The sequence below is a fragment of the Azospirillum sp. TSO5 genome (assembly GCF_003116065.1).
Taxonomy (GTDB): domain Bacteria; phylum Pseudomonadota; class Alphaproteobacteria; order Azospirillales; family Azospirillaceae; genus Azospirillum.
In genome coordinates, this window is sequence record NZ_LGQY01000100.1 from 1 (window position 1) to 24871 (window position 24871).

The 24871-nt window shown below is 67.7% G+C and carries 20 protein-coding genes; 8 read left to right on the plus strand and 12 right to left on the minus strand.

Annotated elements, in window-relative coordinates:
• The 5 genes from TSO5_RS23115 to TSO5_RS23135 all read left to right on the plus strand — a co-directional run.
• Positions 1-507: DUF6165 family protein (locus tag TSO5_RS23115; RefSeq protein ID WP_247870917.1), on the plus strand; the 507-nt coding region annotated here is incomplete at its 5' end.
• Between the two features lie 44 nt (positions 508-551).
• Complete coding sequence (locus TSO5_RS23120; RefSeq protein ID WP_109153825.1) at positions 552-3545, plus strand: class I SAM-dependent methyltransferase; 2994 nt, start codon at positions 552-554, stop codon at positions 3543-3545.
• A 108-nt stretch (positions 3546-3653) separates the two neighbouring features.
• Positions 3654-4622 carry a glycosyltransferase family 2 protein gene (locus tag TSO5_RS23125; RefSeq protein WP_158282473.1) on the plus strand — a complete coding sequence of 323 codons (969 nt, stop codon included), beginning with the start codon at positions 3654-3656 and terminating at the stop codon, positions 4620-4622.
• The gene (locus TSO5_RS23130) at positions 4619-5503 is read left to right on the plus strand and encodes a glycosyltransferase family 2 protein (RefSeq protein WP_158282474.1); all 885 of its coding nucleotides are present in this window, start codon (positions 4619-4621) and stop codon (positions 5501-5503) included. Before TSO5_RS23125 ends, TSO5_RS23130 begins: the two co-directional genes overlap by 4 nt.
• A gap of 130 nt (positions 5504-5633) precedes the next feature.
• Entirely contained in the window at positions 5634-6527 is an 894-nt protein-coding gene (locus tag TSO5_RS23135) for a glycosyltransferase family 2 protein (protein WP_109153827.1), read from the plus strand.
• 225 nt (positions 6528-6752) lie between these two features.
• Here the strand turns inward: TSO5_RS23135 and TSO5_RS23140 are convergent, their stop codons facing one another.
• The 7 genes from TSO5_RS23140 to TSO5_RS23170 all read right to left on the minus strand — a co-directional run bounded on the left by TSO5_RS23140 (position 6753) and on the right by TSO5_RS23170 (position 14165).
• On the minus strand, positions 6753-7640 hold the full coding sequence (locus tag TSO5_RS23140; RefSeq protein ID WP_146203827.1) for a glycosyltransferase: 888 nt from the start codon (positions 7638-7640) through the stop codon (positions 6753-6755).
• A gap of 99 nt (positions 7641-7739) precedes the next feature.
• Entirely contained in the window at positions 7740-8777 is a 1038-nt protein-coding gene (locus tag TSO5_RS23145; RefSeq protein WP_109153829.1) for a hypothetical protein, read from the minus strand.
• Positions 8778-8847: 70 nt separating this feature from the next.
• Positions 8848-9870 carry a GDP-mannose 4,6-dehydratase gene (locus TSO5_RS23150; RefSeq protein ID WP_109153830.1) on the minus strand — a complete coding sequence of 341 codons (1023 nt, stop codon included), beginning with the start codon at positions 9868-9870 and terminating at the stop codon, positions 8848-8850.
• Between the two features lie 74 nt (positions 9871-9944).
• The gene (gene rfbH, locus TSO5_RS23155) at positions 9945-11315 is read right to left on the minus strand and encodes a lipopolysaccharide biosynthesis protein RfbH (protein ID WP_109153831.1); all 1371 of its coding nucleotides are present in this window, start codon (positions 11313-11315) and stop codon (positions 9945-9947) included.
• 44 nt (positions 11316-11359) lie between these two features.
• Complete coding sequence (gene rfbG / locus TSO5_RS23160; protein WP_109153832.1) at positions 11360-12442, minus strand: CDP-glucose 4,6-dehydratase; 1083 nt, start codon at positions 12440-12442, stop codon at positions 11360-11362.
• Positions 12443-12460: 18 nt separating this feature from the next.
• Positions 12461-13231 (minus strand): glucose-1-phosphate cytidylyltransferase, encoded by a 771-nt coding sequence (rfbF, locus tag TSO5_RS23165; RefSeq protein WP_109153833.1) that lies wholly within the window; start codon positions 13229-13231, stop codon positions 12461-12463.
• A 124-nt stretch (positions 13232-13355) separates the two neighbouring features.
• The gene (locus tag TSO5_RS23170; protein ID WP_158282475.1) at positions 13356-14165 is read right to left on the minus strand and encodes an FkbM family methyltransferase; all 810 of its coding nucleotides are present in this window, start codon (positions 14163-14165) and stop codon (positions 13356-13358) included.
• A 229-nt stretch (positions 14166-14394) separates the two neighbouring features.
• Here TSO5_RS23170 and asnB point away from each other — a divergent pair, with 229 nt between their 5' ends.
• The gene (gene asnB, locus TSO5_RS23175; RefSeq protein ID WP_109153834.1) at positions 14395-16317 is read left to right on the plus strand and encodes an asparagine synthase (glutamine-hydrolyzing); all 1923 of its coding nucleotides are present in this window, start codon (positions 14395-14397) and stop codon (positions 16315-16317) included.
• Positions 16314-18293: a hypothetical protein gene (locus TSO5_RS23180; RefSeq protein ID WP_109153835.1), complete on the plus strand. Its 1980-nt coding sequence runs from the start codon at positions 16314-16316 to the stop codon at positions 18291-18293. Before asnB ends, TSO5_RS23180 begins: the two co-directional genes overlap by 4 nt.
• A 54-nt stretch (positions 18294-18347) precedes the next feature.
• Here the strand turns inward: TSO5_RS23180 and TSO5_RS23185 are convergent, their stop codons facing one another.
• From TSO5_RS23185 to TSO5_RS23205, 5 genes are all read right to left on the minus strand, one after another.
• Positions 18348-19370, minus strand: a complete 1023-nt coding sequence (locus TSO5_RS23185; RefSeq protein WP_247870918.1) for a glycosyltransferase family 2 protein — start codon at positions 19368-19370, stop codon at positions 18348-18350.
• 114 nt (positions 19371-19484) lie between these two features.
• Entirely contained in the window at positions 19485-20444 is a 960-nt protein-coding gene (locus TSO5_RS23190) for a lysylphosphatidylglycerol synthase transmembrane domain-containing protein (RefSeq protein WP_109153837.1), read from the minus strand.
• Positions 20445-20627: 183 nt separating this feature from the next.
• Positions 20628-21413: a class I SAM-dependent methyltransferase gene (locus TSO5_RS23195; protein WP_109153838.1), complete on the minus strand. Its 786-nt coding sequence runs from the start codon at positions 21411-21413 to the stop codon at positions 20628-20630.
• The gene (locus TSO5_RS23200) at positions 21410-22249 is read right to left on the minus strand and encodes a class I SAM-dependent methyltransferase (protein WP_109153839.1); all 840 of its coding nucleotides are present in this window, start codon (positions 22247-22249) and stop codon (positions 21410-21412) included. Before TSO5_RS23200 ends, TSO5_RS23195 begins: the two co-directional genes overlap by 4 nt.
• A 94-nt stretch (positions 22250-22343) precedes the next feature.
• Positions 22344-23528, minus strand: a complete 1185-nt coding sequence (locus TSO5_RS23205) for a glycosyltransferase family 4 protein (RefSeq protein ID WP_109153840.1) — start codon at positions 23526-23528, stop codon at positions 22344-22346.
• A 216-nt stretch (positions 23529-23744) separates the two neighbouring features.
• On the opposite strand from TSO5_RS23205, the gene TSO5_RS23210 reads away from it, so the two are divergent.
• A partial coding sequence (locus tag TSO5_RS23210) for a tetratricopeptide repeat protein (protein ID WP_109153841.1) occupies positions 23745-24871 on the plus strand: 1127 nt, incomplete at its 3' end.

Genomic DNA, 24871 nt, shown 5'->3' on the forward strand with positions numbered 1-24871 from the left:
ACCATGCGCCTGTTCCGGCAGGACCGCCCCGGCTCCTGGGACGACGCCATCGACCGGATGGAACGCGCGCTCCGCGAACGAGCCACACACGTCACTCACACCCGAACCGGAGCTTCCGACATGCCGATCCTGGCGCCCGTATCCTGGGGCGAACTGCTGGACAAGATCACCATCCTCGACATCAAGGCCGAGCGCATCGCCGACGCCGAAAAGCTGGCCAACGTCCGGCGCGAGCGCGAGGCGCTGGAGGCCGTCGCGGCGCAGGCCGACACCGCCCGGCCGGAGGTCACCGCGGTGATCGACGATCTGCGCGCGGTCAACACCACCCTGTGGGAGATCGAGGACGAAATCCGCGATTGCGAGCGCGCGAAGGATTTCGGCCCGCGCTTCGTCGAGTTGGCCCGGCAGGTCTATCACACCAACGACCGCCGCGCGGCACTGAAGCGCGACCTGAACCAGATGCTCGGCTCCGAGCTGGTCGAGGAAAAGTCCTACCAGGCCTATTGAGGTCCGGCAGCCCTCCTCCCCCTCCAACCCAAGGGTTCCGCTCCATGACCACCGACACCGCCACCGGGACCACCGGCCTTCCGACCGGCCAGAGCACCCCGGAGCAGCAGGCCCTGGAACGTCAGGTCCTGGAGCTGTGTCGGGCCGGCCGGCCGGAGGAGGCGGAGGGTCCCTACCGCGACCTGTGCGGCGACCCGCCGCGGGATGCCGCCGGGCTGCTGTCGCTGGCCGAAGCCGCCCGCATCCTGGGCCGGCCGATCGACGCCGTCGCCTGGGCGGAAGCGGCGGTTCGGGCGCAGCCGGAGCGGGCGGAGGGCTGGAGCGTTCTGGCCCTGGCATTCATCGCCGCCGGCCGCACCGACGACGGCTATGCCGCGGCGGCCGAGGCCCTGCGGCGGACGGGAGGCGGAGGATCGGGAGACGGGGGATCGGGGGCCATCCAGGCCCACCGCGCCCAGGCGCTTGCCCGGCTGCGCCGCGGCCAGCTGGCCGAAGCGGCGGCGGCCTGCGACGAGGCCCTGCGCCTTGCCGACGCCGCGGCGCAGCCGGCACAGGCCGTGCGTCAGGCACAGGCCGAGACGCTGGGCACCCTGGCGCTGGTCCGCATGCTGGAGGGACGGGCCGAGGAGGCCGAGGCGCTGTTCCGCCGGGCACTGTCCCACCGTCCGGTCCTGCCGGAGATCCTGGGCAACCATGCCTCGCTGCTGGCCCGGCTGGGCCGCGACGAGGAGGCGCTGGAGCAGGCCGAACAGGCGGTGGCGCTGCGTCCGCGTCTGGCGGGAACCCTGCACCTGATCGGCACCCTGCACCACCGCGCCGGCCAGCCGGAATCGGCGATCGCCGCCTTCCACCGGGTGCTGACGGTCGATCCGGGCCATCTCGACGCCCGGCTGCGGCTGGCCGACAGCCTGCGCGTCGCCGGCCATTGGGAGGAGGCGGCCACCGTCTGCCGCGACGGACTGGCCCGCATCGCCAACCCGGACGACCCCAACCGGACGCCGCTGCTGGCCAATCTGGGCGCCGCCCTGCAGAGCAGCGGCGACACCGCCGGGGCGCTGGACGCCTACCGCGAGGCGCTGCGCCTGTCCCCCGACCTGCCGGAGGTCCACAACAACCTCGCCCGCCTGCACCAGGAAACCGGCAACCCGGACGCCGCCATCGAGGAGCTGCGCCGCGCCACCGCCGGCCGGCCGGCCAACCAGCCGCTTCCCCTGCCGTTGCGCCGCGCCCTGCTGTCGCTGCTCGTGGCTGCCGGCCGCACCGCCGAGGCGGAGGCGGAAGCCTTCGGCATCGCCCGCACCGCACCGGAGGACGCGGAGCTGTGCTTCGGCATCGCAGCATTGTTCCTGCAGGGCGGCTGGCGCGACCAGGCCCTGCCCTACGTCCGCAAGGCGATCCGCCTCGCCCCCGACATGCCGCGCAACTGGATCGCCTTCGCCGAGGCGCTGCGCGACGCCGCCCTGCCGGACCCCGCCAAGGGAGTTGACGAGGGCCTGCGCGCCGACCTGCTGGCGGCGCTCGGCCGGCCGGAGGTGGAGGGCGCCGGGCTGGCGCGCGCCATCGCCGGCGTGCTGATGGGCTCGCCCGTCATCAGGACCCTCGCCGCCCTGCCGGAGAATGACGGTCCGGCCCTGGACGATGCCAGCCGTGCCTTGCTGGCCGACGGTTCGCTCGCCGGGCTGGCGGAGGATGTGCTGCTGCTGGCCCATCTGCGCGCCGCGCCGGTCTGCGATCCTGCGCTGGAACGGGCGCTGACCCGGCTGCGCCGGGTTCTGCTGCTGGCGCTGACCGGCCCCGGCCTGCCCGACCGGCCGTCCTGGCGCGCCCTGTGCGCCGCCATCGCCGAACAGTGCTTCCTCAACGAGTATGTCTTCGACGAGACCGACGGCGAGTTCCAGGTCCTGGCGGTGCTGCTCCGCGCGGCGGAAGCGGCGCTGGACCGCACCGAGCAGCCGCCGGCGGTGCTGGTCGCGCTGCTCGGCGCCTACCGTCCGCTCTACCGCTGGGATCGGGCGGCCGCCCTGCAGGCCCTGTCCTGGCCCGAGGAGATCGCCCGGCTGCTGAACCGGCAGGTCGCCGAACCGCTGGCCGAGGCGGCAATCCAGGCGGAGCTGCCGGCGCTGACCCAGATCAGCCACCCGGTGTCGGTCGGCGTGCGCGCCCAGTACGAGGAGAACCCCTATCCGCGCTGGATGACCACCGGCCTGCTGCCGGAGCCGGTGCCGCTGCCCCGCTTCCTGCACGCCCTGTTCCCCCATGCCGCCCTGCCCGCCTCCCCCGCCTGGAACGCGCCGGGCTGGGAGGCGCCTGAGGTGCTGGTCGCCGGCTGCGGCACCGGGCGCGAGGCGGTGTGGGCCGCCACCACCCTGAAGAACGCCAAGGTGCTGGCGGTCGACCTCAGCCGCCGCAGCCTCGCCTACGCCACGCGGCAGAGCCGGCGGCTGGGCCTGAAGAGCATCGAGTTCGCCCAGGCCGACCTGCTGGAGCTGGGGACGCTGGGCCGCCGCTTCGACGTGATCCACAGCGTCGGCGTGCTGCACCACATGGAAGATCCGATGGCGGGCTTGCGCGTGCTGCGCGGGCTGATGCGCCCGCATGGCGTGATGGAGGTGGGCTTCTACAGCGCCGCCGCCCGCCGGCCGATCCTGGCCGCCCGTCACTTTATCGCCGAGCGTGGCCACCCGCCGACCCTGGACGGCATCCGCCGCGTCCGCCAGGACATCTTGGCCCTGCCGGACGGTCATCCGGCCCGCGCCGTCGTCCATTCCCCGGACTTCTACGGCACCAGCGCCTGCCGCGACCTGCTGATGCATGTCCACGAGCTGCACGTCACCCTGCCCTGGCTGGCCGGCGCGCTGGAAACGCTGGGCCTGGAGTTCCTGGGCTTCCGGCTGGCCGATCCGGCGGTGGCCGCCCTCTACCGCAAGCGCTTTCCCGAGGATCCGGCGATGACCTCGCTCGCCCGCTGGGACCGGCTGGAGGCGGAGCATCCGATGATCTTCGGCGGGCTGTACCAGGCCTGGGTGCGGGCGCGGTGACAAGGGAGGGAGCCGGGGGAGGGGGCCGGTTGACCCTGCCGCTTTCCTGGTGATATCGCTTCGCCGCCCGGAAGAGACGCGGCGAAGAAGGACGCTATGGAACAGCTCGTGAAAGACAGGGTCTCGGTCTGCATCCCGACCCGCAACCGTCCGAACCTGCTGCGCGAGCTGTTGGACACGGTCTTCGCCCAGACCTACGGCAATTACGAAGTCATCATCACCGACAATTCGGACAATGACGAGACGCGCGACCTCGTCGCTGGCCGCTATGCCGATCCGCGCGTCCGGTATTACAAGAACGAGACCAACCTGGGGATGGACGGCAACACGCGCCGCGCCTTCAGCTTCATCACCGGCGAGTTCTTCACCTTCACCGCCGACGACGATTTCTGGGACGCCGATAATCTGCGCCGCAAGGTCGATCTGCTGCGCCGGGTGCCGGAGGTCAACGCCTGCTTCTCCAACGCCCACCACATCCTGATGGACGGGCGCCCGCACCCGCAGCCTTTCCACAGCACGCTGCGGCCGGGGATGGAGGTGGTGATCGACGGCTATTACCTGAACCCGGTGTCGCTGCACGCTCCTCCGTCGCCGCCGCTGTTCGTCAATACCCTGACCGGCCTCTACCGCACCGCCCAGTTCCTGGCGCCGATGGTGGAATCCTGGGAATGCGGGTCGGAGGAATACGCCCACTGGTATCTCGGCCTGTCGGGCCAGCGGCTGGGCTATCTGTTCGATCCGCTCATCACCATCCGCGACGGCGAGCACAATTGGGAAATCCAGACCGGCAACGGCACGGTGACCAACTACCGCAAATCGCCGGAGACCCGCGCCGCCCAGCTGAACCGCATCTACACCACGCTGCGCGCCAAGCGCGGAGCGGAACTGACGAAGGTCGACCAGCGGGTGGAACTGGCGGTCTTCACCTTCCTGGTCGAGCAGATCGGGCAGGCGGCGGTCCAGTATATCGGCAATTTCCCGCTGATCACGGTGGCCGACTTCAACGCCTATCTCCAGGAGCGCAACCAGCACCGGGCGGCGCAGGCCCAGCCCCAAGCCCAGACGGCGCAGTCATGAGCACCACCCCGCTCGTCAGCATCCTGATCCCGGCCTACAACCGGGAGCGCGAGATCGAGGAGACGGTCCGCTCCGCACTGGCCCAGACGGTGCGGGACATCGAGGTGGTGGTGGTGGACAACGCCAGCACCGACGGCACCTGGGCGATCTGCCAGAGGCTGGCGGCGGAGGACAGGCGGCTGCGCCTGTTCCGCAACGACGCCAACATCGGCCCGGTCAACAACTGGCGCCGCTGCGTCGCCGAGGCGCGGGCGCCCGTCGCCAAGATCCTGTTCTCCGACGACCGGCTGGAACCGACCTATCTGGAGCGCACCCTGCCCCGCCTGCAGGGACGGGTCGCCTTCGTCTTCACCCCGGCCAGGCTGATGGACGAGGCGGGGGCGCCGCACGGCACCATCCACCAGTATTTCGTCGACACCTTCCCGTCCGACACCTTCGTCTTCGAGTATCTGTCGAACTTCGGCGGCCTGCCGGTGTCGCCCTGCGCCGCCCTGTTCCGCACCGCCGACCTGCGCGACGGCATCGTCAGCGATCTCGGCCCCGGCCCGGGGGGAAGTTCGTCCGCGGATTTCGAGGCGCATGGCGCCGGTCCCGACTGCCTGATCTATCTGATCGCCGCCAGCCGCTATCCCTACGTCGCCTATGTCGGCGAGCCGCTGGTCACCTTCCGGCGCGGCGGCATCACCTCCGACCTCGTCGCCAGCGGTCGCTTCTTCGCCTGCTACCATCATGCGCTGATGTGGTTCATGAAATCGCCGATGGCCCCGTCCCCCGCCCGGCTGGCCGCCGCCGCCCTGTGGCGGCAGGAGGTGCGCATCGCCCGCCGGATCATCCCCTATGAGGACCATCTGCGGGCCTATGGGGTGGAAACGGCGCTTTGACCCGGTCCGTTCGCAAATCGGTGTCGGGCCGCTCACTGTTTGATGGCGAGAGTTCGGCCGGCCCTATCGCATCGTCCGCGCTTTTGCCGGAGCTTGAAGAAAACCTTTCAAATCACAAGGTCTCTGAATAATGGAAGCGACAAGCCGCATCGGTGTCAGAGTAACGACATACAACCGCGCTTCCTATTTGCAAGACTTCTTCGACAGAAACGAAGGCATCATTTCATCGCCGAACGTCAACGTTCGTGTGTTCGACAACCATTCCACCGACGAGACCCAGAAGATCGTTTGGGATCAGGTTTATAAGCGGAACAACCTTTCCTATTACCGGTGGCCTGAGAATGTCGGCTTCGACCGCAGCCTTGCCCTGGCGATTGAAAAGGAGGATTCGTCCAGCGATTACCTTTGGTGGTGCGCTGACGATGACATCATCGCGCACGATGCCCTGGATATGGTTCAGAAGATCATCCGGGAAATCAATCCGGATGTGATCTTCATCAATTATTCCGCATACAATGTTCTGGAAAGCGAAGTCCTGGAACTCATTGCGCAACCACAGTACAAAGTCGCATGCAATGGACCCTATGGGACCATGTCCAATATTGCAAATTTCTTCCGGTCCATTCTTCCAGTCGTTCCGTCCTTTGGATGCTTCGTCATCAAAAGATCCTTGGTTGATTTCATTGACACCAAATCTCATATCGGGACGCATCACGCATATATCGGGTTCGTCCTCAATGCGCTTGCGAGAAAGGCACGCGAGGTGAGCCCTGCCCGGATCGGAGTCACCCACGATCCTCTTTTCTACATCAACAAAAACGAGGGAACGAAGACGTGGAGCGGGAAGAACGATCACGTCATCGCCGGGGTCCGTCGACTTCTCTCCGAGTTCTACCCTGAATACAATGAACCCGTTAGAGAAGTCTGGCCGGAGTATGAGAAATTTTACTTCAACTATGCCTTCGGTGACCGAAGAGACTTCCTGGAAGAACTTCGATCTTCCGAGCGGTTCTTTTTTGAATAAATAGCTATTTATTGTAGTTTTCAAAATGGATTGGAAAATAATTCAGAATCTCACCGAATCACAGTGGCGATATTCATTAATAGCCATGTCAATATTTTCAAAAGTAATCTGATATACATGAACACGCGCCTATACGATACCGTCTTTGCCTCTCCGATTTCTTATGACGAATTGAATTCCATATATTGTTGAATTCGCAACATAGATAGATATTGCGATTTTTATTTACACATCAAAGTAATACCTCTCTTTTTCAACTTCATTCCGCAGGAACTCAATCGACGAAATATGATTGAAATAACCTCTTTTATAGGAGGGCCACAGCTTCATAACCTGATCCCTGTACACATCTGGGAGCAGAGCCATGAGGCGTCGGATGCCGGCAAGCACCTGCCCATTTTGGCCGGTCCAGGTTTTTCCACTGTCTCCCAAGAAGAACCCAAATGGAGTGTTTGGATCGTCAACATAGAGGATCCTCGGCTTGACGCCTGATGCTCCACCAGAAGCTGCTATTTCAGCCAAAGCTCCTGCATATGCATGATAGGTTCCGTCATACTTCAGAAACATCTCTTGAGCGAGGATGTCGTTCCTTACAATTATTCCGCAAAAAGCTGGAATAACAGGCCATGAACTCATTAGATAGGAAGGTGCATCCTCGAATACCGTTGCCGTCCTTCCTTTTTTGCATTCTTCTTTTTTATAAAAAACAACCTTCAATTCTTTTCTATAAAAATTTGCAACACTGTATTGTATGAAATCTGGTAAAGCCATATTAATAATATTAATGATATCGGATAGACCATCAACATTAAAATAATCGTCATCAGCAAGCCAGATGGAGTATTTCCCAAGATCTTTTGAACAAGATCCCACCTTGGCCATGGCACGATCGAACCCCTCGTTCTTTCCGGAACGATGGTAGAAAACGTTTTTATAGTTCTCTACGAAATGACTGCAAACCTCTATGGTTTCATGGGAAGAGCCATTGTCGAATATATGCACGCGGAATGGAAGATCATAAGAGAGAAGATGCGAGATGATACTCTTCAGGAAGCGATGCCTGTTGTAAGTCGTTACGACAAACGATATATCTTCCACGCTTACAGGGCGCATTTTATCTTCCGTAAACTCATCGAACAACGCTGACACTGAAGACTCGGGCCGTCTCCGATTTTCCGTCCCGAACGGCAATCCATCCCTTAACGATGCCCCCTATACCGCCCGCGCCGCGATGTCCTGCTGGATGCGCTCCCAGATGCCGGTGAAGATGCGGTCCCAGGAATGCTGTTCCAGCACCTGGCGGACGACGCCGGCGCTGCGCCGCTCATACTCCTCCTGCGGCATCGCCAGAGCACGGGCGATGATGGCGCGGTTGGCCTCGGCATCCTGGGTCAGCTCGATGGCGTAGGGGGAGCGGAAGCCGCTTTCCGGCGTCACCATCGGCACCAGCCCGCGGGCGCAGTTCTCCAGGATGGCGGTGGCCTGGGCATCACGCGAGCTGGCGTGGATGTAGAAGGCGCAGTTGTCCTTGATGAAGCGGTCCTGCTGGGCCGAGGTGTTGTCGACCCAGCCGAGCGAGACGAACTCGTGCCCGTTCAGGCGGACGCGCTGGTAGGGGTGGGCGCGCAGCGCGCTGCTGCCGGCATGCAGGACGGCGCCGGTGCCGGCGACGCTGTTCAGCAGCAGGTCAAACCCCTTGTGCGGGGCGAGATCGCTCATATGCAGCAGGCCGCGCATGCTGGGTTGCGAATAGCTGCGCGGCGGGGCGAAGCGATGGCCTTCGCAGCCCATGTCGATGCGGACGATGCGGTCCTTGACCCGGCCCAGCATGTCGTCGGCCGGCAGGGCCTGGATGCGCTCGTACCAGTAATCGCCGCAGATGCCGAAGATCAGCCGGGCCGCCTGGAGCTGGCTGTCCATGAAGGGGCTCCAGCTCTTGTGCTCCTCCACCGGTTCGGGCAGCAGCGGCAGCATCAGGTAGGTGTTGGGATGGGCGGGCTGGCCGGGTTCCAGCGCGTTGTCGCGCACCCAATCGTCGGCAAGGCCGCCGACGGAATCGAAGCTGGTGTGGCCCAGCAGGATGTCCGCCGGATTCCGCGTGACGCGCGAGGCGTTGAAGCTGTCGAGATGCACGTCGGTGAAGCGGCCGAGCACGCGGCGCGCATGCTTGCAGATCTCCGCGTTGTTCGCCTCGTACTTCTCGTAAGAGTCCCGACGGAAGACGTAGGGCGTCCAGAAGAAATGCAGCATGCGGTCCTCAAGCCATTCATGAATGGGGAGGGGACGGGGACCGGCCCCCCCGCACCTTTGTCCCTGCCCCTCAGCCCTGCCCGGCGATCCAGGCCAGCATGTCGGAAACGCCGCTGCGCGCGTCGACCCTCGGCTCCCAACCCAGCAGGCGCTGGGCCTTGGCGATGTCGGCGACGAAGATGCGCTGGTCGCTGATGCGCGGCGGCAGCCGCTCGAACCGCATCTCCACCCCGTGCAGCTCCTCCAGCAGGCGGAACAGCTCCAGCAGGGACAGGCTGTTGGCCATGCCGCCGCCGATGTTGAACGCCTGCCCCGCCACCGCGTCGCCCCGCTCCACCGCGCTGAAATAGAGGGTCTTCATGTCCTCGGCATGCAGCACGTCGCGGACCTGCTTGCCGGTGCCGCTGATGGTGAAGGGCTTGTCCAGCAGCCCGCGCCCGGCCTGGACCGCCAGGCCGCAGAACCAGCCGACCCAGCCCTGGTCGGCGGTGGCGAACTGCCGGCCGCCATACATGGAGGAATGGCGGAACACCACGGTGCGCAGCCCGAACACCCGGTGATGGTCCAGCATCATCTGGTCGGCCGAGCCCTTCGAGGTGCCGTAGGGCGAATGGAAGTCGAGCGGAGCCGTCTCGTCGAAGCCGTTGGGGAAGGCCGGGGCGACGTAGCGGGTCTCCGTCTCCTCGTAGGGCGTCCATTCCAGGTCGCCGTAGACCTTGTTGGTGGAGCTGTAGAGCACCAGGGCTTCCGGCGCCGAGCGGCGCACGGCGTCCAGCAGGTTGAAGCTGCCCAGCGCGTTGATTTCGAAATCCAGCCGCGGGTCGGCCAGCGAGGTGGTCATCGCCACCTGCCCCGCCAGATGGAAGACCACGTCCGGCCGCACCTCCTCCACCACGCGCTGCACGTCGTTGGGGTTGCGGATGTCGCCGTGGCGGAACTCGAACACGCCCTGGCCGCGCAGCCAGTCCAGGTTCAACGTGCTGCCCCGGCGTGACAGGTTGTCGAAGACGCACAGCTGCTCGCCGCGCTCAAGAACGGCGGCGGCGAGGTTGCTGCCGAGGAAGCCGCAGCCTCCGGTGATCAGGTAGCGCACGGGAAACCTCCGGAATTCGGGAAATCAAGGAAGTAAAAAGTTGGTGATGGAAATGCGCAGTGCCCGCCGGGGCCTCAGCCGGCCGTCCGCGCCCGGACGAAGCCGCGGATGATGTCCAGCATATAGTCGATGTGGGCGGCGGTCAGGCCGGGATAGACGCCGATCCACAGGGTGCGGGCGGTGACGATGTCGCTGTTGGTCAGCTCGCCGACGACACGGTGCGGACGGCCCTTCATGTAGGGCTGGCGCAGCAGGTTGCCGCCGAACAGCTGGCGCGTGCCGATGCGGGCGCGGGTCAGCTCGCGCGTCAGTTCGTCGCGGCTGAAGGGGGCGTCGGCCGCCACCGTGATCGGGAAGCCGAACCAGGAGGGTTCGCTGTTCGGCGTCGCTTCCGGCAGGATCAGCATGTCGGCCAGTTCGGCCATCCCGGCCTTCAGGCGGGCGAAGTTCGCCTTGCGCGCCTCGATGAAGCCCTCCAGCCGGTCCATCTGGCCCAGCCCGACGGCAGCCTGCATGTCGGTGATCTTCAGGTTGTAGCCGAGATGGGAGTAGATGTACTTGTGGTCGTAGCCGTGCGGCAGGTCGCCGAGCTGCCAGTTGAAGCGCTGCTTGCAGGTGTTGTCCTGGCCCGGCTGGCACCAGCAGTCGCGGCCCCAGTCGCGGAAGGATTCGAGCGAGCGCTTCAGCTTGGCGTTGTTGGTGAAGACCGCCCCGCCCTCGCCCATCGTGATGTGGTGGGCCGGATAGAAGCTGAGGGTGCCGACATCGCCGAAGCTGCCGACCAGCTTGCCGTCATAGCGGGCACCCAGCGCGTCGCAGCAATCCTCCACCACCCACAGCCCGTGCTTCTCGGCGACGCGGGTGACGGCGGCGAGGTCGAAGGGGTTGCCCAGCGTGTGGGCCAGCATGATGCCGCGGGTGCGCGGGGTCACCGCCTCCTCCAGCAGCCGCATGTCCATGTTGTAGGTCGGGATGTCGACGTCGAGGAAGACCGGAACCATCCCGTTCTGCAGGATCGGGTTTACCGTGGTCGGGAAGCCGGTGGCGCAGGTGATGATCTCGTCGCCGGGCTGCAGCGCGCGCTCGCCCAGCAGCGGCGAGGTCAGCGCGGTCAGCGCCAGCAGGTTGGCCGACGAGCCGGAATTGACCGTCAGCACGTTGCGCGCACCCAGGAACTCGCCAAGCCGCTTCTCGAAGGCGTCGTTGAAACGGCCGGTGGTCAGCCAGAAATCGAGGGCCGAATCCACCAGCAGCGACATTTCCTCGCCGCCATAGACCTTGCCGCTGACCGGGACGGGCGAGCGCTCCGGATCGAAAGGCCGGTCGGCATGGGCATCCTCCGCATATTCGGCCACCAGATCCAGGATCCGGCGGCGCAGGTCTGCCCGGCGATCCGCGGAACCGGCTGGCGAGGAGGGGGCCGGCGAGGAGGGGGAGGAGGTCATGACGGACTCACGGAAACGGTGATGCGGAAAGCCATCGGCCGCCTTCAGGCGGCCGGGCGGGCTTGGTTATACGCAAGAAGCTGGGCGGACATAAGGGACGGGATGTCGCCGCCCCGGCCATAGGCGCGATACCAGTCGACGGTGCGGGCCAGCGTCTCCGCCAGATCCCAGCGCGGCGCCCAGCCCAGCCGCTGCCGCGCCTTGGCGCAGTCGAGCGCCAGGAAGCGGTTCTCGTGCGGGCCGGCGGGGCCGCTGTTGTCGACCCAGGCGGCGCCGTCGCCCCACAGCGCGACCAGCCGGTCGGCCACCCAGTGGACCGGGCGGGCGCTGCCCTCGGCCGGGCCGAAATTCCAGCCCTCGGCATGGGTCGCCGGCTCGTTCCAGGCGGCTTCCGCCAGCATCAGGTAGCCGTGCAGCGGGTCCAGCACATGCTGCCAGGGCCGGGTGGAATGGCGGTTGCGCACCACCGCCGGACGGCCGTCCAGGAAGGCGCGGATCAGGTCGGGGACCAGCCGGTCCTCCGCCCAGTCGCCGCCGCCCACCACGTTGCCGGCGCGGCCCGACACCAGGGCGACCGGGCTTTCCCCCGGCGGGAAGAAGGACTGGCGGAAGGCGGCGGTCACCAGCTCCGCACAGCCCTTGCTGTTGCTGTAGGGATCGCGGCCGCCCATCGGTTCGGTCTCGCGATAGCCCCAGACCCACTCCCGGTTCTCGTAGCACTTGTCGCTGGTGACGTTGACCACCACGCGCACGCTGTCGACCCGGCGCACCGCGTCGAGCAGATGCACCGTGCCCATGACGTTGGTGGCGTAGGTCTCCACCGGGTCGCGGTAGGAGCGCAGGACCAGCGGCTGGGCCGCCATGTGGATGAGGATGTCGGGACGGGCGGCGGACAGCGCCGCCTCCAGCCGCTCGCGGTCGCGGATGTCGGCGATCTCGCTGCGGTGCAGCCGATCGCGCAGACCCGCCGCCTCGAACAGGCTGGGGCTGGTCGGCGGCTCCAGCGCATAGCCGGTGACGCGCGCGCCCATGGCGGAGAGCCAGAAGCCGAGCCAGCTTCCCTTGAAGCCGGTGTGGCCGGTCAGGAAGACCGACTTGCCGGACCAGAACGACGCATTTGCGGACATCGGGGCGGTCACCAGCTCTTACCAGCTTTTCCAGGGCGGGTTGCCGGCGGCCCACAAATCCTCCAGCAGGCGCTTGTCGCGGATGGTGTCCATGCACTGCCAGAAGCCGTCATGCTTCCAGGCGTTCAGTTCGCCGTCTTCGACCAGACCGCGCAGCGGCTCCTGCTCCCACATGATGTCGTCGCCGTCGATGTAGCGGCCGACCGTCGGCGACAGCACGAAGAAGCCGCCGTTGATGCGGGCGCCGTCGCCGGGCAGCTTTTCCTGGAAGGCGGCGATGCGGTCGCCCTCCAGCTCGACCACGCCGTAACGGCCGGGCGGATGCACCACGGTCATGGTGGCGGCGCGGCCGTGCGCCTTGTGGAAGGCGATGGAGGCGGAAATGTCGATGTCGCCGACGCCGTCGCCATAGGTGAGGCAGAAGGCATCCTCCCCCTCCAGATAGGGCAGCACCCGCTTGATGCGCCCGCCGGTCAGCGTGTTCTCACCGGTCTCGACCAGGGTGATGCGCCAGGGTTCGGCCAGACGGCGGTGGACCTCGACCGTGTTGGTCCGCAAGTCGATGGTCACGTCCGAATTGTGCAGCGAATAGCTGGAGAAATATTCCTTGATGGCATAGCCCTTGTAGCCAAGGCAGATGACGAAGTCATTGATACCATGCGAAGAATAAATCTTCATGATGTGCCAGAGGATCGGCTTACCCCCGATCTCCACCATCGGCTTGGGCCGCAGGTCCGTTTCCTCGGAGAGCCGCGTTCCAAGGCCGCCGGCAAGTATTACAGCTTTCATTTCCTGCAGCTCTTCCAATTCAGGAGTGGACCACGGCAGACTATTAATCAATTTATGAAAAAACGGTCAAGCACAGGCGGCCTTTTGTGTCCATGGACTCCAAAGGTCACGGCGGAGAGTTGCCTCACCGCCACCAGTCGTGATCGTCGGTGATCTCGGGATCGGGAATGTGGATGTCGCTGCCCGGCGGCAGGGCGACGAGATTGACGGCCCCCACCCCATCGAACACGTCGGTGGGGTTGCCGGCGAAGTTGCCGGGATTGAACAGGCGCGCCGTGTGCCACCACACCCGGTAGCCCATCGACCGGATCAGCCCGATCAGGGCGGGCGAGCGGTCGCGCCGGTCGTTCTCCACATACAGCACCGGCCGGTGGCCCGATATCAGTCCGCTCGCCCCGCGCAGCACCGCCGCCTCCATGCCCTCCACGTCGGCCTTCAGCAGCCGGCAGGACGGCAGGTCCAGACTGTCCAGCGTCACCAGCGGAACCTGTTCGCCATGGTCCCAGCCGCCGAGGCCGAGGGCGCCGAAATTGTTGGAGCGGCTCGGGTCGAGCACCGGCACCCGGATGGAGCCGGCCTCGCTCCCCACCGCCATGCGCCGCGCCCGTACGTTGGTCACCCCGTTCAGGGCCAGGTTGGCGGACAGGAGGTTGAACAGCATCTCCTGCGGTTCGAAGGCGAAGACGGAACCGGACGGGCCGACCATGCGGGCCAGCGGCAGGGTCTGGGAGCCGATGTTGGCTCCGACCTCCACCGCCACGTCGCCCGGACGCAGGATCGAGCGGAACACCGCCACCTCATGTTCGGCATATTCGCCGTAGAGGTCGAGCGAGCGGCCGACATACTGGTCGTTGCGGTTGTAGACCATCAACCCGTGGCGGCAGGGCCGCATGCGGTTGAAGCCGCCCTCCAGATCCATCGGTCCGTCGATCATCCGCCTCGTCTCCATCCTGCCCGATCCGGGCCGCGCACCCTGTGCCACAGCCGATGGCCATTGCTGTAATCCAAAGCCGGAACCGGAAGCCACGACTTTCAGCCCGCGCAACCCGTCACCGCATCGCCGGCATCCAGGGTTCGGCATTTCGCCATGGAACCCGGCCGGGCGAGGCGCTACACCTAGCCCCCGTCGCCACCTTCGGCAGTCCCTCCGGGAGAGCAGCCCCATGTGCGGTTTCGCCGGCTTCGCCGGACCCGGCGGCGAGCGCGACCTCGCCGTCATGACCAGCATCATCCGCCATCGCGGCCCCGACGACGACGGCGTCCATATCGACACCAGCGGCGCCTTGCCGGTCCATCTGGGGTTCCGCCGCCTCGCCATCATCGACATCGAAGGCGGCCACCAGCCGATGGCGACGGCGGAGGGCGATCTGGTCATCGTCTACAACGGCGAGATCTACAACGCGCCGGAGCTTCGCCGCGCGCTGGAGCAGGCCGGGCACCGGTTCGTCACCGACCATTCCGACACCGAGGTGCTGTTGCACGGCTACCGGGAATGGGGCCTGGACATGCTGGAGCGGCTGAACGGCATGTTCGCCTTCTGCCTCTACGACCGGCGCCAGGGCCGGCTGGTGTTCGGCCGCGACCGCTTCGGCAAGAAGCCGCTGTTCTATGCCGAGACCGCCGACGGGCTGGTCTTCGCGTCGGAGGCGACCGCCGTCCTGTCCCACCCGTCGGTGCCGGACGGGCTGGACCGCACCGCGCTGGTCAAGTATTTCGCCTACGGCTTCATCCCGGCGCCGCTGACCGCCCATGCCGCGGTGCGTAAGCTGCCGGGCGGCTGCAGCATGGTCTACGACCTGACCAGCCGGCGGCTGTCGGTCAGCCGGTACTGGGAATACCGCATGGTGGTGGACGACCAGCCGCCGGGCGGTCCCGACGAGTGGGCCGAGGAGCTGCGCGAGCTGCTGGACCGCGCGGTGGAACGCCGCATGCTGAGCGACGTGCCGGTCGGCTTCTTCCTGTCCGGCGGCATCGACAGCGCCGCCATCGTGGCGCTCGCCGCCCGCCACCGCGACCCGGCGTCGATGAAGACCTTCACCATCGGCTTCGACGAGCCGAGCTTCGACGAGAGCGGCTATGCCGCCGACGCCGCGCGCCATTACGGCACCGACCATGCCTGCCGCACGCTGAACCTCGACACCGCGGCGGGAATGCTGCCGGAACTGCTCGGCCGGCTGGACGACCCGATCGCCGATCCGTCGATCCTGCCGACGCACCTGCTGTCGCGCTTCGCCCGCGAACGGGTGACGGTGGCGCTGACCGGCGACGGCGGCGACGAGCTGTTCGCCGGCTACGACACCTTCGACGCGCTGCGCACGGCGCGGCTCTACCACCGGGCCGTCCCCCGCCCGCTGCACCGGCTGGCGGAGGCGGTGGCCCACCGGCTGCCGCGGTCGGACCGCAACATGAGCTTCGACTTCAAGCTGCGCCGGGCGCTGCGCGGGCTGGGGCACCGGCCGGCGCACTGGATGCCCGCCTGGCTGGGGCCGGCCTCGGTGGAGGAGGTGTCGCGGCTGTTCGGCACCGACCTCTCCGCCGACGATCTCTATGACGAGGCCGACGCCCTGTGGCGGTCGGGTGCCAGCCGGCACGACGTCGACCGCTCCATCGAGTTCTACGGCCGCTTCTATCTGGGCGAGAACCTTCTCATCAAGGCGGACCGCGCCAGCATGTTCTGCTCGCTGGAGACGCGCTCGCCCTTCCTCGACCGCGACCTCGTCGCCTTCGTCAGCCGCCTGCCGGCTTCGGTGAAGCTGCAACCGAACGGCATTCGGGGTGGGACGCGGAAATGGATCCTCAAGAAGGCGATGGCGCCGCTGCTGCCGCCGGCGATCCTGTCGCGGCCCAAGAAGGGCTTCGGCATCCCGCTTAGCCGCTGGCTGCGCCACCTGCCCCAGCCGCCGCTGGAGACCGCGGCGCGCATCGGGGTGGACGGCAAGTGGCTGGCGGCGCGCTGGGACGAGCACCGCAGCGGACAGGCCGACCACCGCGGCCTGCTGTGGGCCTGGACCGCCCTCGCCACCGCGCTGGACCGCCCGGCCCAAACCCCGGCACCGACCCCGGCATCGATGGAAGACGCCGCATGAGCTTAGACAGTCTGGATCGTCCGCTCCCCCAAACGCATGAGAATGGGACGCATGGGGGGGCGGACAGGCACAATGCTGCCCCCACCGGTTCCCGCGCTTCGTCGTTCGCCGGCATCCTGGTCCGGCTTCTGCTGGCGCTGGGGGCGCTGATCGTCGTCTATCAGTTCGGCCGGAACATGCAGGCGAGCAGCGGCCTGCCCTATTGGGACGATTGGGGCTATTTCTTCGGCAGCGCCCAGGGCGTGCAGCAGCCGCTGACCTTTCATTCGATCTTCGCCAAGGACAGCGACCATGTCGCGCCCTTCTTCAAGCTGCTGACCCACGGGCTGTGGCATGCCATCGGCGTCGATTTCATCGCCTTCCGGCTGGTCGGCTGGCTGGCCTTCGCCGCGATGCTGGCCGCCTACGCGCTGGTCCTGCTGCGGGACGGCTTGCGGTCGGCCTGGGAGGCGGTGCCGGTGGTGGCGGCCGGGCTGTTCCTGACCGGCACGCTGAACAACGAGTATTTCTATTACCAGCACATGGGGCTGGCCCAGCCGATCTTCTTCACCTGCCTGTTCCTGTTCCTCCACACGCTGGCCCGCGGCCGGCTGGTGCTGGCGACGCTGTTCCTGCTGGCCTTCGGCTCCACCGGGGTGTTCGGCGCCAGCTATGCCCTGGCAGCGGCGGGGGTCGGAGCGGTGCTGGCGCTGCGCCGACAGGCAGGCTGGCGGGAAAGGCTGGCGGAGGGGCGCACGCTGGTGGCGGTCGGCGGCGGGGTGCTGCTGACCGTGGCGATGCTGTGGATGACCTTCCACGGCTCCTACGCCAACCACACCGGCCAGCCGCTGGTGCTGCCCTGGCATCGGGAGTTCTGGGCCTTCCTGTTCGGCGCCTTCGCCACCGCCGCCGGCCTGCCGGTGGAGACGGTGGGAGCGCCGCCGTCCCTGGCGGTGGGGGCCGTGGCGTTCGCGCTCTGCCTGATCCCGGCGGTGCTGCTGCCCTTCGGCCGGGCAGGCGTCGAGCGGCGGCACGCCGTCTTCTGCATCACCTCGCTGATCGCGGGGGCGGCGATCGTCACCATGACCACCGCCCTGGGCCGGGCCGGGCTGTGCGGCGACGGGATCGCCGCCGCGATGCGTTGCGGCACCATCCCGCGCTATGCCTATCCGGTCCTGCTGGCCTTCCCGGCGGCGGTCGCCGGCTGGACGGTGCTGATGGCCGGCCGGGCGGGAGCAGGGAGAATGAACCGGGGGGCTGCCGCCGGGCTGGTTCTGGCCGCCCTCCTCGTCCTCGGCCACAGCGTCGGCGGCTCCCTGCTGCGGCATTGGGAGGTCGCCGGCCTCAACCGCATGGTGGCGGAGCGCGACAGCGAGGCGCAGCGCTGCATCGCCAGCCACCTGCAGGCCATCCGGACGCCGGGCCAGACGGCAGACGGGTTGGACTGGCAGCAGCCGCTGGTCTGCCCGTCCAGTTCGCCGCGCAACATCGCCCCCTTCCTGCACGCGGCCTACGACCTGAAGGCCGACTTCCTGGCCCCGATCCTGAACGATGCGGCCAACCGGCCGGAACATTCGATCCTGCAGACCCTTCTGCACAACGGGACGCTCGATGACGGGGCAGGCGCCCTGCGGCTGAACATGGCGGTGCGGCCGGCCGGGACGAACGACGGGGTGAACGGCTCCCTCGACCGGATCGAGCGCATTCCCAACGGTCCGCTCGCCCTGGCGGGATGGGCTGCCGACATGACCGTGCCGGCGCCGGCGGCCTTCGTCCTGGCGGCGGTCGGCGACCGCATCGTCGCCACCGGCTCCACCGGCAGCGCGCGGTCCGACGTCGTCAACGCCTTCCACGAGGAGCGGCTCCTCAACAGCGGCTTCATCCTGCCGCTGCCGGCAGAGGTCGCCGGCCAGCGGGTCCGGCTGTTCGCCACGACCCATTCCGGCGCCTTGAAGGAACTGACGCCCCCCGGCGGGGTGGTGGTGGCGGCGCCCTGAAACAAAAAGGCCCCGCACCGGGAAGGTTGCGGGGCCTTTTTCTGATCGGGATCGTCAGTCGCGGATGCTGCGGTCCACGGGCGGCGGCTCGTCGAAATTCAGCATGGTCTTGATGGAATAGTGGCTCTTGCCCTGGCTCTCGAAATAGATGCGGACCAGCAGCTCGGCCAGCAGCCCCATCAGGATGCACATCACCCCGGTGACCAGCCCCATCGTCACCAGGAGCGGCAGCGGCGTCAGGATGAAGGAGATGCCGTCGACCAGCTTCAGGTAGATCGCATAGACGCCGGCCAGCACCGACAGCCCCATGAACATCAGGCCGGCGAAGCCGAAGATGTAGATCGGCTTGGTCTCGTACTGGGTCAGGAACTTCACGACGACGAGGTCGAGCACGACCTTCAGCACCCGCTCCAGCCCGTATTTCGACTGGCCGTGGCGGCGCGGGTGGTGGCGCACCGGCATCTCGGTCAGCCGGGCGCCCTGCCAGCGGGCGTAGATCGGCACGAAGCGGTGCATCTCGCCATAGAGCCGGTAGCCCTGCAGCATCTGCCGCCGGTAGGCCTTCAGCGTGCAGCCATAGTCGTTCAGCTTCACGCCGGAGATGGTGGAGATCAGCTTGTTGGCCATCCGGCTCGGCAGCGTGCGCAGCAGGAAGCCGTCCTGCCGGTCGGCGCGCCAGCCCGACACCACGTCGTACCCCTCGTCCAGCTTGGCGAGCAGGCCGGCGATGTCCTGCGGGTCGTTCTGCAGGTCGCCGTCCATCGGCACGATCACGTCGCCGCGGGCATGGTCGATGCCGGCCATCATCGCCGCGGTCTGGCCGACGTTGCGGCGGAAATTGATGACGCGGATGCGGCTGTCCGACGCCACGCGCTGCAGCTCCGCCTCCGTCCCGTCGGTGGAGCCGTCATTGACGAAGATGACCTCGAAGCTCCGCCCCAGCCCGTCGAGCGCCGGGATCAGCCGGCCGCACAGCGGGGCGATGTTGTCCTCCTCGTTATAGACCGGAATCAGGACCGAGACGGAAACCGTGCCCATGTCCGTGGTGGCGGATCCGGGGGTAAGCAGGAGGGTCATCGAACGGGTCCGGAGGCTGCTGGTCATCTGTGGGTGCGATGCCGGGCCATGGTATGGCCGCTGGATCCGGCAAGCGCAACGGCTAATTGGGTTGCGAATTCAGGCGTTGAGGATTCAGGCAGGGCGGCGTTCGCGCAGGACGGTCAGGTCGATGACGGCGCCCAGCAGGGCCACCATCACCTGGAAGGCGAGGATCCCGAAGCCCAGCGCCAGCGACTGGGCATGGGGCACGCCGACCAGATCGAGCAGGCCGACCAGCGACGCCTCGCGCAGGCCAATCCCGGCGACGGTAACCGGCATCAGCACGATCACCGACATCAGTCCGATCACCGCACCCCACACCGAAAAGGGCTGGTCGATGCCGACCGCCAGCCCCAGCGCCTGACTGCCGGCGACCGCCGCCACCTGCACCGCGATCCCAACGGCGACCGACAGCAAGGCCCGGCCCGGCCGGCGCGTCTGGTCGCGCCAGGCCTCCAGGAAGCGGCGCAATGGGCCGAGCAGCAGGGCTTCGCGCCTCGGCCCGGCACGCCAGCCGAGCAGGGCCAGCAGAAGGGCGCGGGCCGGCGCCCAGGCCAGCAGCACGGTCGCCGCGACCAGCCCGGCCAGCACCAGCCCCACCCCGACCAGCAGCCCGTCGCCGAAGCGCGCCGACTGCACCGCCAGCCCGCCGCCGGTCAGCAGCAGCAGCCCGACGATTCCCGTCACCTTGTCGAAGGCAACCGCCGAGACGATGCGGCCGCCGCCGATTTCTCCCTGGCCCTGTCCGCGTCCTTCGTCGCGGCTGAGCCGGTAGGCCTTCACCGCCTCTCCCGCCAGCTGGCCCGGCAGCACCAGCGCATAGAGCTGCGCCACCAGCGTGTAGGCGAGCAGCCGGCCAGCCCGCAGTTCCGGCAGCAACACCCGCAGCTTCAGCGCGTTCAGCACATGCATCAGGAAGAACAGCAGGCCGGCGAGCCCCATCAGCCCCGGCGACGCCACCGCCAGCACCCGCCCGACCTCCGCCACATCGACCCGCCACAGCAGCAGGGCGACCAACAGCGCGCTGACCAGGGCTTTCAGGCCGGGACGCATTTAAAGATGCCTTTTCATGAAGTCATGAAGTGATGTGAGGGTTTTATTTGAAGGATCGTCGCCGGGTGCCCCCTCCCCAACCCTCCCCCGCTTCGCGGGAGAGGGTGCCTTATGCGAAGCGGCGGCAGTTCCCTCTCCCACCGAAGGTGGGGGAGGGTTAGGGAGGGGGCACCGCCCCTGCACTCACGACCCCGGCCGGCGGGCCAGCACGTAGATGTAGTCGCCGTGCGACCAGGAGTTCAGGCGGAAGATGTGGTACAGCGCCTCGGCAAGGAAGCGGCGGCCGGGACCGTAGTCGCCCTCCGTGCCCTGGCCGCTGGCGGCACCCAGAACGTTGCGGTAGAGCGGCGAGAAGAAGGGGAAACCCCATTCCACCACCCGCTCGATCTCCAGACCGACCGACTGGATCTTGGCCTGCAGCTCGCCGCGGGCATAGTTGCGGTGATGGCCGACCGTGCGCTCGAAGTCGCGCATCCGCCCCTGCAGGGTGGAGACCAGCAGGTAGCGGCCGGTCATGGCGGCGAGGTTGCGCAGCGCCGCGACGTCGTCCTCGATGTGCTCGACCACGTCGGTGCAGACCACCAGATCGAAACGGCGGTCGAGATGGCCGGCGGCGACGTCGAGCAGGCCGAACTCCGCGTTCGGCGCCCGGCGGCGCGCCACGTCGATGGCCTTGGCGGCGAAGTCGAGGCCGGTGTAGCTGGCCTGCGGCTTCAGCGGCATCAGCGTGGCCAAGAGCGAGCCCTGGCCGCAGCCGACGTCAGCCAAGCTGTCGTAGTTCAGCGGGCGCACCATCTCGGTGACGATGCGGCGCAGATGCCGGCCGGTCGGGCCGTATTTGCGCATGTCGTTCCAGCGCCGCTCCCAGCTGTCATCGTAATCGACGCCGCCGGGATGGTCGGCCGCCGCGGCGGCCAGAGGAGTGGCGAGGGGAGTGTGGGGGGCGGACTTGAATGCGTCGTCGCTCATGCGGGCCTCCGGCGCAGGATGAATTCGTTGCAGCCCGTCGGCACGCGCGGCGGACGGACCTCCAGCATATCGAAGCCGAGCGCGTCCATCCGCGCCCGCACCTCGTCGGCACTGGCATATTCATAGGGGTAGCCGCCGAGCCAGTCGGTCACGTCCACCCAGAACTCCATGCCGCGCTCCTTGCGCAGCGGGTTGGAGCCGGTGATCGCCCAGGTCGCCAGGAACATCAACGAGCCCAGCGTCCAGTCCCAGACCTTCCGCAGGAAGCCCGGCGACAGGTTGTAGACGATCTTGATCAGGGTCCAGATCGGCGAGGTCCAGTGGCGGTTGTAGAGCGCCAGCACGAAGGTGCCGCCCGGCGCCACCAGCGGGGCCACCGTCTCGATCGCCGGCCACATCGAGCCGGTGTGGTGCAGCGAGCCCCAGGCATAGACCACGTCGAAGCGGCCGAGCGAGCCAACGAAGCCGGTGTCGAGCGCGGAGCCGCGGCGAAACTCGATGCGGTCGGCCATCTCGGGCGCGAAGCGGCCCAGGTTGCGGCGGGCGACCTCGACCCCGGTGGGGTTGACGTCGAAGCCCAGCGCGCGGCCGACGCCCAGCTTGCCGGCGGCGATGGTGAACAGGCCCGAGCCGGAGCCGACGTCGCAGAAGCTGGCGTCCTTCAGCCGGTCGGTCCCGACCAGCCCCTTCAGGCTGTCGATGGCCGCCACCAGCCGCGGCTCGTCCAGCACGGTGCGCGAGTAATGGTCCCAGTTCTCGCCGAAATCGAAGGCCAGGGCGGGTGTCCCGGCCGGGGTTCCGCCCCCGCCTTCCGCCGTCTTCACCGGTTCCGCCACGCTGTCCGATCCCTTGCTGTCCGAGCCCGATCTGCCGCGCCGCCATACGCTCCCGAAAGCCGCCGGATGTCAACAGCACGTCAAGCGATGTCCCTCAGTCCGCTTGCGTCGATGGAACCCGTCCCGACGCCGCGCGGCCGGCGAGGGACAGGTCGCGATAGGCGGCGGCGACGGCGCGCCAGGAGAAATGCTCGACCACCCGGCGGCGCCCGCCCTCGCCCAGCCGGCGGCGCAGGGCCGGGTCTTCGGCCAGACGGGTGATCGCGGCGGCAAGGGCCGGGGTGTCGTCGGCGTCCAGCATCAGACCGGTCTCCTCCTCCACCACCAGATCGCGGTTGCCGGCGATGCGGGTCGCCACCACGGGCAGGCCGGCGGCCATCGCCTCCAGCACCACGTTGGGCATGCCCTCGTCGCGGGACGGGAAGACGAAGGCGTCGGCGGCGCGGTAGGCGGCCGGCAGTTCGTCACGCCCCAGCCAGCCACGAAACGTCACCTGCCCCGACAGGCCGAGCCGGGCGGCCTGCGCCTCCAGTTCCGGCCGGGCGGGGCCATCGCCGACGATGGTCAGGCCGATGCGCTCGCGCGTTCCGGAGGGCAGGGAGGCAAGCGCCTCGAACAGCACGTCCAGCCCCTTCTGCCGCACCACCCGGCCGACGAACAGCAAGGACAGGCGGTCGCCGTCACTCCTGACATCGGCAGGCGAGAAGCGGGCGGCATCGACGCCGTTGGGGATGATGGCGATCGGCTGGTCGGGAGCGAAGCGGCGGGCGAGGTCGGCCAGCCCCTCGCTGTTGGCGACGACGGCCGAGGACCGGCGCCACAGCCAGCCGATCACCGGCCCGGCCAGCCGGTGATAGAGCGAGATGCCATCATACTGGAAGCCCGGCACGTCGCCGCCGCGCAGGCTGACCGCATAGGGCACGCCGGACAGCGCCTTCACCATCCAGGCCGCAGGGCCGCAGGGCAGGCCGAAATAGGCGATGGTGGCGTCCGGGCGCCAGCGGGCGGCGATCCAGGGCGCCATCACCAGCGAACTGGCGAGGAAGGCCAGCATCTCCACCACCGAACTGCGGTCGCGGCGGCGGCGCAGGGTGGGGATGCGGCGGATCTCCACCCCGTCGGCCCGCCGTTCCGACCGCGGCAGATCGCCGAAGGCGGAGGTCAGCACCAGCACCTCCTCGCCCAAGGCCGCCAGTTCGCGCGCGGTGTTGTCGGTGGCGTTGGCCGCCCCGCCGCCCAGCGGCGGAAACTCGTAATTGATCAGCAGAAGCCGTGCCATGCCGCGCGCCACATTCCCCGTTCGACGAGCGCCATTGATGGGCGGTGAGCGGCGGCGATGCAAGCAGTCAACCGGCCCCACCCGTTATCCCACTGGCACCCCACCTCCGTCCGGCCGGCGCCGGTCCTTTGCAGCACCGGCCATCTCTGCTACTGATCGCGCCGGTTTCCGATGCTGTCCGAAACCAGTTCCTCAACCGGGGCGATGCGGTCTTCCATGAACATCCAGCAAGCCTTCGCCACGGCTCTCGGGTTCCAGCAGAGCGGCCAAGCCGCGGAGGCCGCCCGGCTGTATGGCGAGATCGTCGCCGCCGCCCCCCACTTTTCCCCCGCCGCCAACAATCTGGGTCTGCTGCGTGCCGAGACTGGCCACGACGCAGAGGCGGTGGCGCTGTTCCGCCGGGTTCTGAGCCTGTCGCCGGACTCGCTGAACGGCTGGACCAACCTGGGAGCACTGCTGGTCCGGCTCGGCCGGCCGGAGGAGGCGGTACGGGCCTACCGCGCCGCGATCCGGCTGAAGCCCGACCAGCCGGCCATGCTCAACGAAATGGGAATCCAGCTGGAGCGGCTGAAGCGCGCCGACGAGGCCTGCGACGCCTTCGCCCGCGCGGCGGCCCTGGCGCCCGGCGATGCGGAGATCGCCAACAACCACGGAGCCCTGCTGCGCATGGCCCACCGGCTGGACGAGGCGGCGGCACGCTTCCGCCGCGCCATCGTGCTGAACCCTCACTATGCCGGGGCTTACAGCAACCTGGGCTCCACGGTGAAGGACAGGGGCGCCTTCTGGGAGGCGCTGCTGGCCTTCCGGCGGGCCACGACGCTGGAGCCGGATTTCGCCGGCGCCCACTGGAACGAGTCCCTGGTCCGGCTGCTGCTGGGCGACTTCGTCCGGGGCTGGCAGGGCTATGAATGGCGCTGGAAGCATGGCCGCCTGCCTTCGCCGCAGCGCAGCTTCGTCCAGCCGCGCTGGGACGGCTCGCCGCTGAAGGGCCGGCGCCTGCTGGTCTATTGGGAGCAGGGCTTCGGCGACGTGCTGCAGTTCGTCCGCTACCTGCCGCTGCTGGCCCAGACAGCCGGGGGAGGAACGGGGGGACAGCCGGTCTATCTGGAATGCCAGCGGGCCTTGCTGCCGGTGCTGCGCAGCCTGCCCGGCACCATCGCGGTGGAGACCGGCGGGCCGCTGCCCGACTTCGACGTTCAGATCCCGGTGATGAGCCTGCCGGCGCTGTTCGGCACCCGGCTGGAGACCGTGCCGTCCCGCGTCCCCTACCTGACGGCGGAACCCGATCTGGTGGCGCGCTGGGGCGAGCGGCTGGCAGGCTTGAGCGGACTGAAGGTCGGCAT

Excerpts from the sequence above, each read along its gene's own strand:
- TSO5_RS23120 (WP_109153825.1), top strand. The coding sequence starts at position 552 with ATGACCACCGACACCGCCACCGGGACCACCGGCCTTCCGACCGGCCAG.
- TSO5_RS23130 (WP_158282474.1), top strand. The coding sequence starts at position 4,619 with ATGAGCACCACCCCGCTCGTCAGCATCCTGATCCCGGCCTACAACCGG.
- TSO5_RS23135 (WP_109153827.1), top strand. The coding sequence starts at position 5,634 with ATGGAAGCGACAAGCCGCATCGGTGTCAGAGTAACGACATACAACCGC.
- TSO5_RS23140 (WP_146203827.1), bottom strand. The coding sequence starts at position 7,640 with ATGCGCCCTGTAAGCGTGGAAGATATATCGTTTGTCGTAACGACTTAC.
- TSO5_RS23145 (WP_109153829.1), bottom strand. The coding sequence starts at position 8,777 with ATGCTGCATTTCTTCTGGACGCCCTACGTCTTCCGTCGGGACTCTTAC.
- rfbH (WP_109153831.1), bottom strand. The coding sequence starts at position 11,315 with ATGACCTCCTCCCCCTCCTCGCCGGCCCCCTCCTCGCCAGCCGGTTCC.
- rfbG (WP_109153832.1), bottom strand. The coding sequence starts at position 12,442 with ATGTCCGCAAATGCGTCGTTCTGGTCCGGCAAGTCGGTCTTCCTGACC.
- rfbF (WP_109153833.1), bottom strand. The coding sequence starts at position 13,231 with ATGAAAGCTGTAATACTTGCCGGCGGCCTTGGAACGCGGCTCTCCGAG.
- TSO5_RS23170 (WP_158282475.1), bottom strand. The coding sequence starts at position 14,165 with ATGATCGACGGACCGATGGATCTGGAGGGCGGCTTCAACCGCATGCGG.
- asnB (WP_109153834.1), top strand. The coding sequence starts at position 14,395 with ATGTGCGGTTTCGCCGGCTTCGCCGGACCCGGCGGCGAGCGCGACCTC.
- TSO5_RS23180 (WP_109153835.1), top strand. The coding sequence starts at position 16,314 with ATGAGCTTAGACAGTCTGGATCGTCCGCTCCCCCAAACGCATGAGAAT.
- TSO5_RS23185 (WP_247870918.1), bottom strand. The coding sequence starts at position 19,370 with ATGACCCTCCTGCTTACCCCCGGATCCGCCACCACGGACATGGGCACG.
- TSO5_RS23190 (WP_109153837.1), bottom strand. The coding sequence starts at position 20,444 with ATGCGTCCCGGCCTGAAAGCCCTGGTCAGCGCGCTGTTGGTCGCCCTG.
- TSO5_RS23195 (WP_109153838.1), bottom strand. The coding sequence starts at position 21,413 with ATGAGCGACGACGCATTCAAGTCCGCCCCCCACACTCCCCTCGCCACT.
- TSO5_RS23205 (WP_109153840.1), bottom strand. The coding sequence starts at position 23,528 with ATGGCACGGCTTCTGCTGATCAATTACGAGTTTCCGCCGCTGGGCGGC.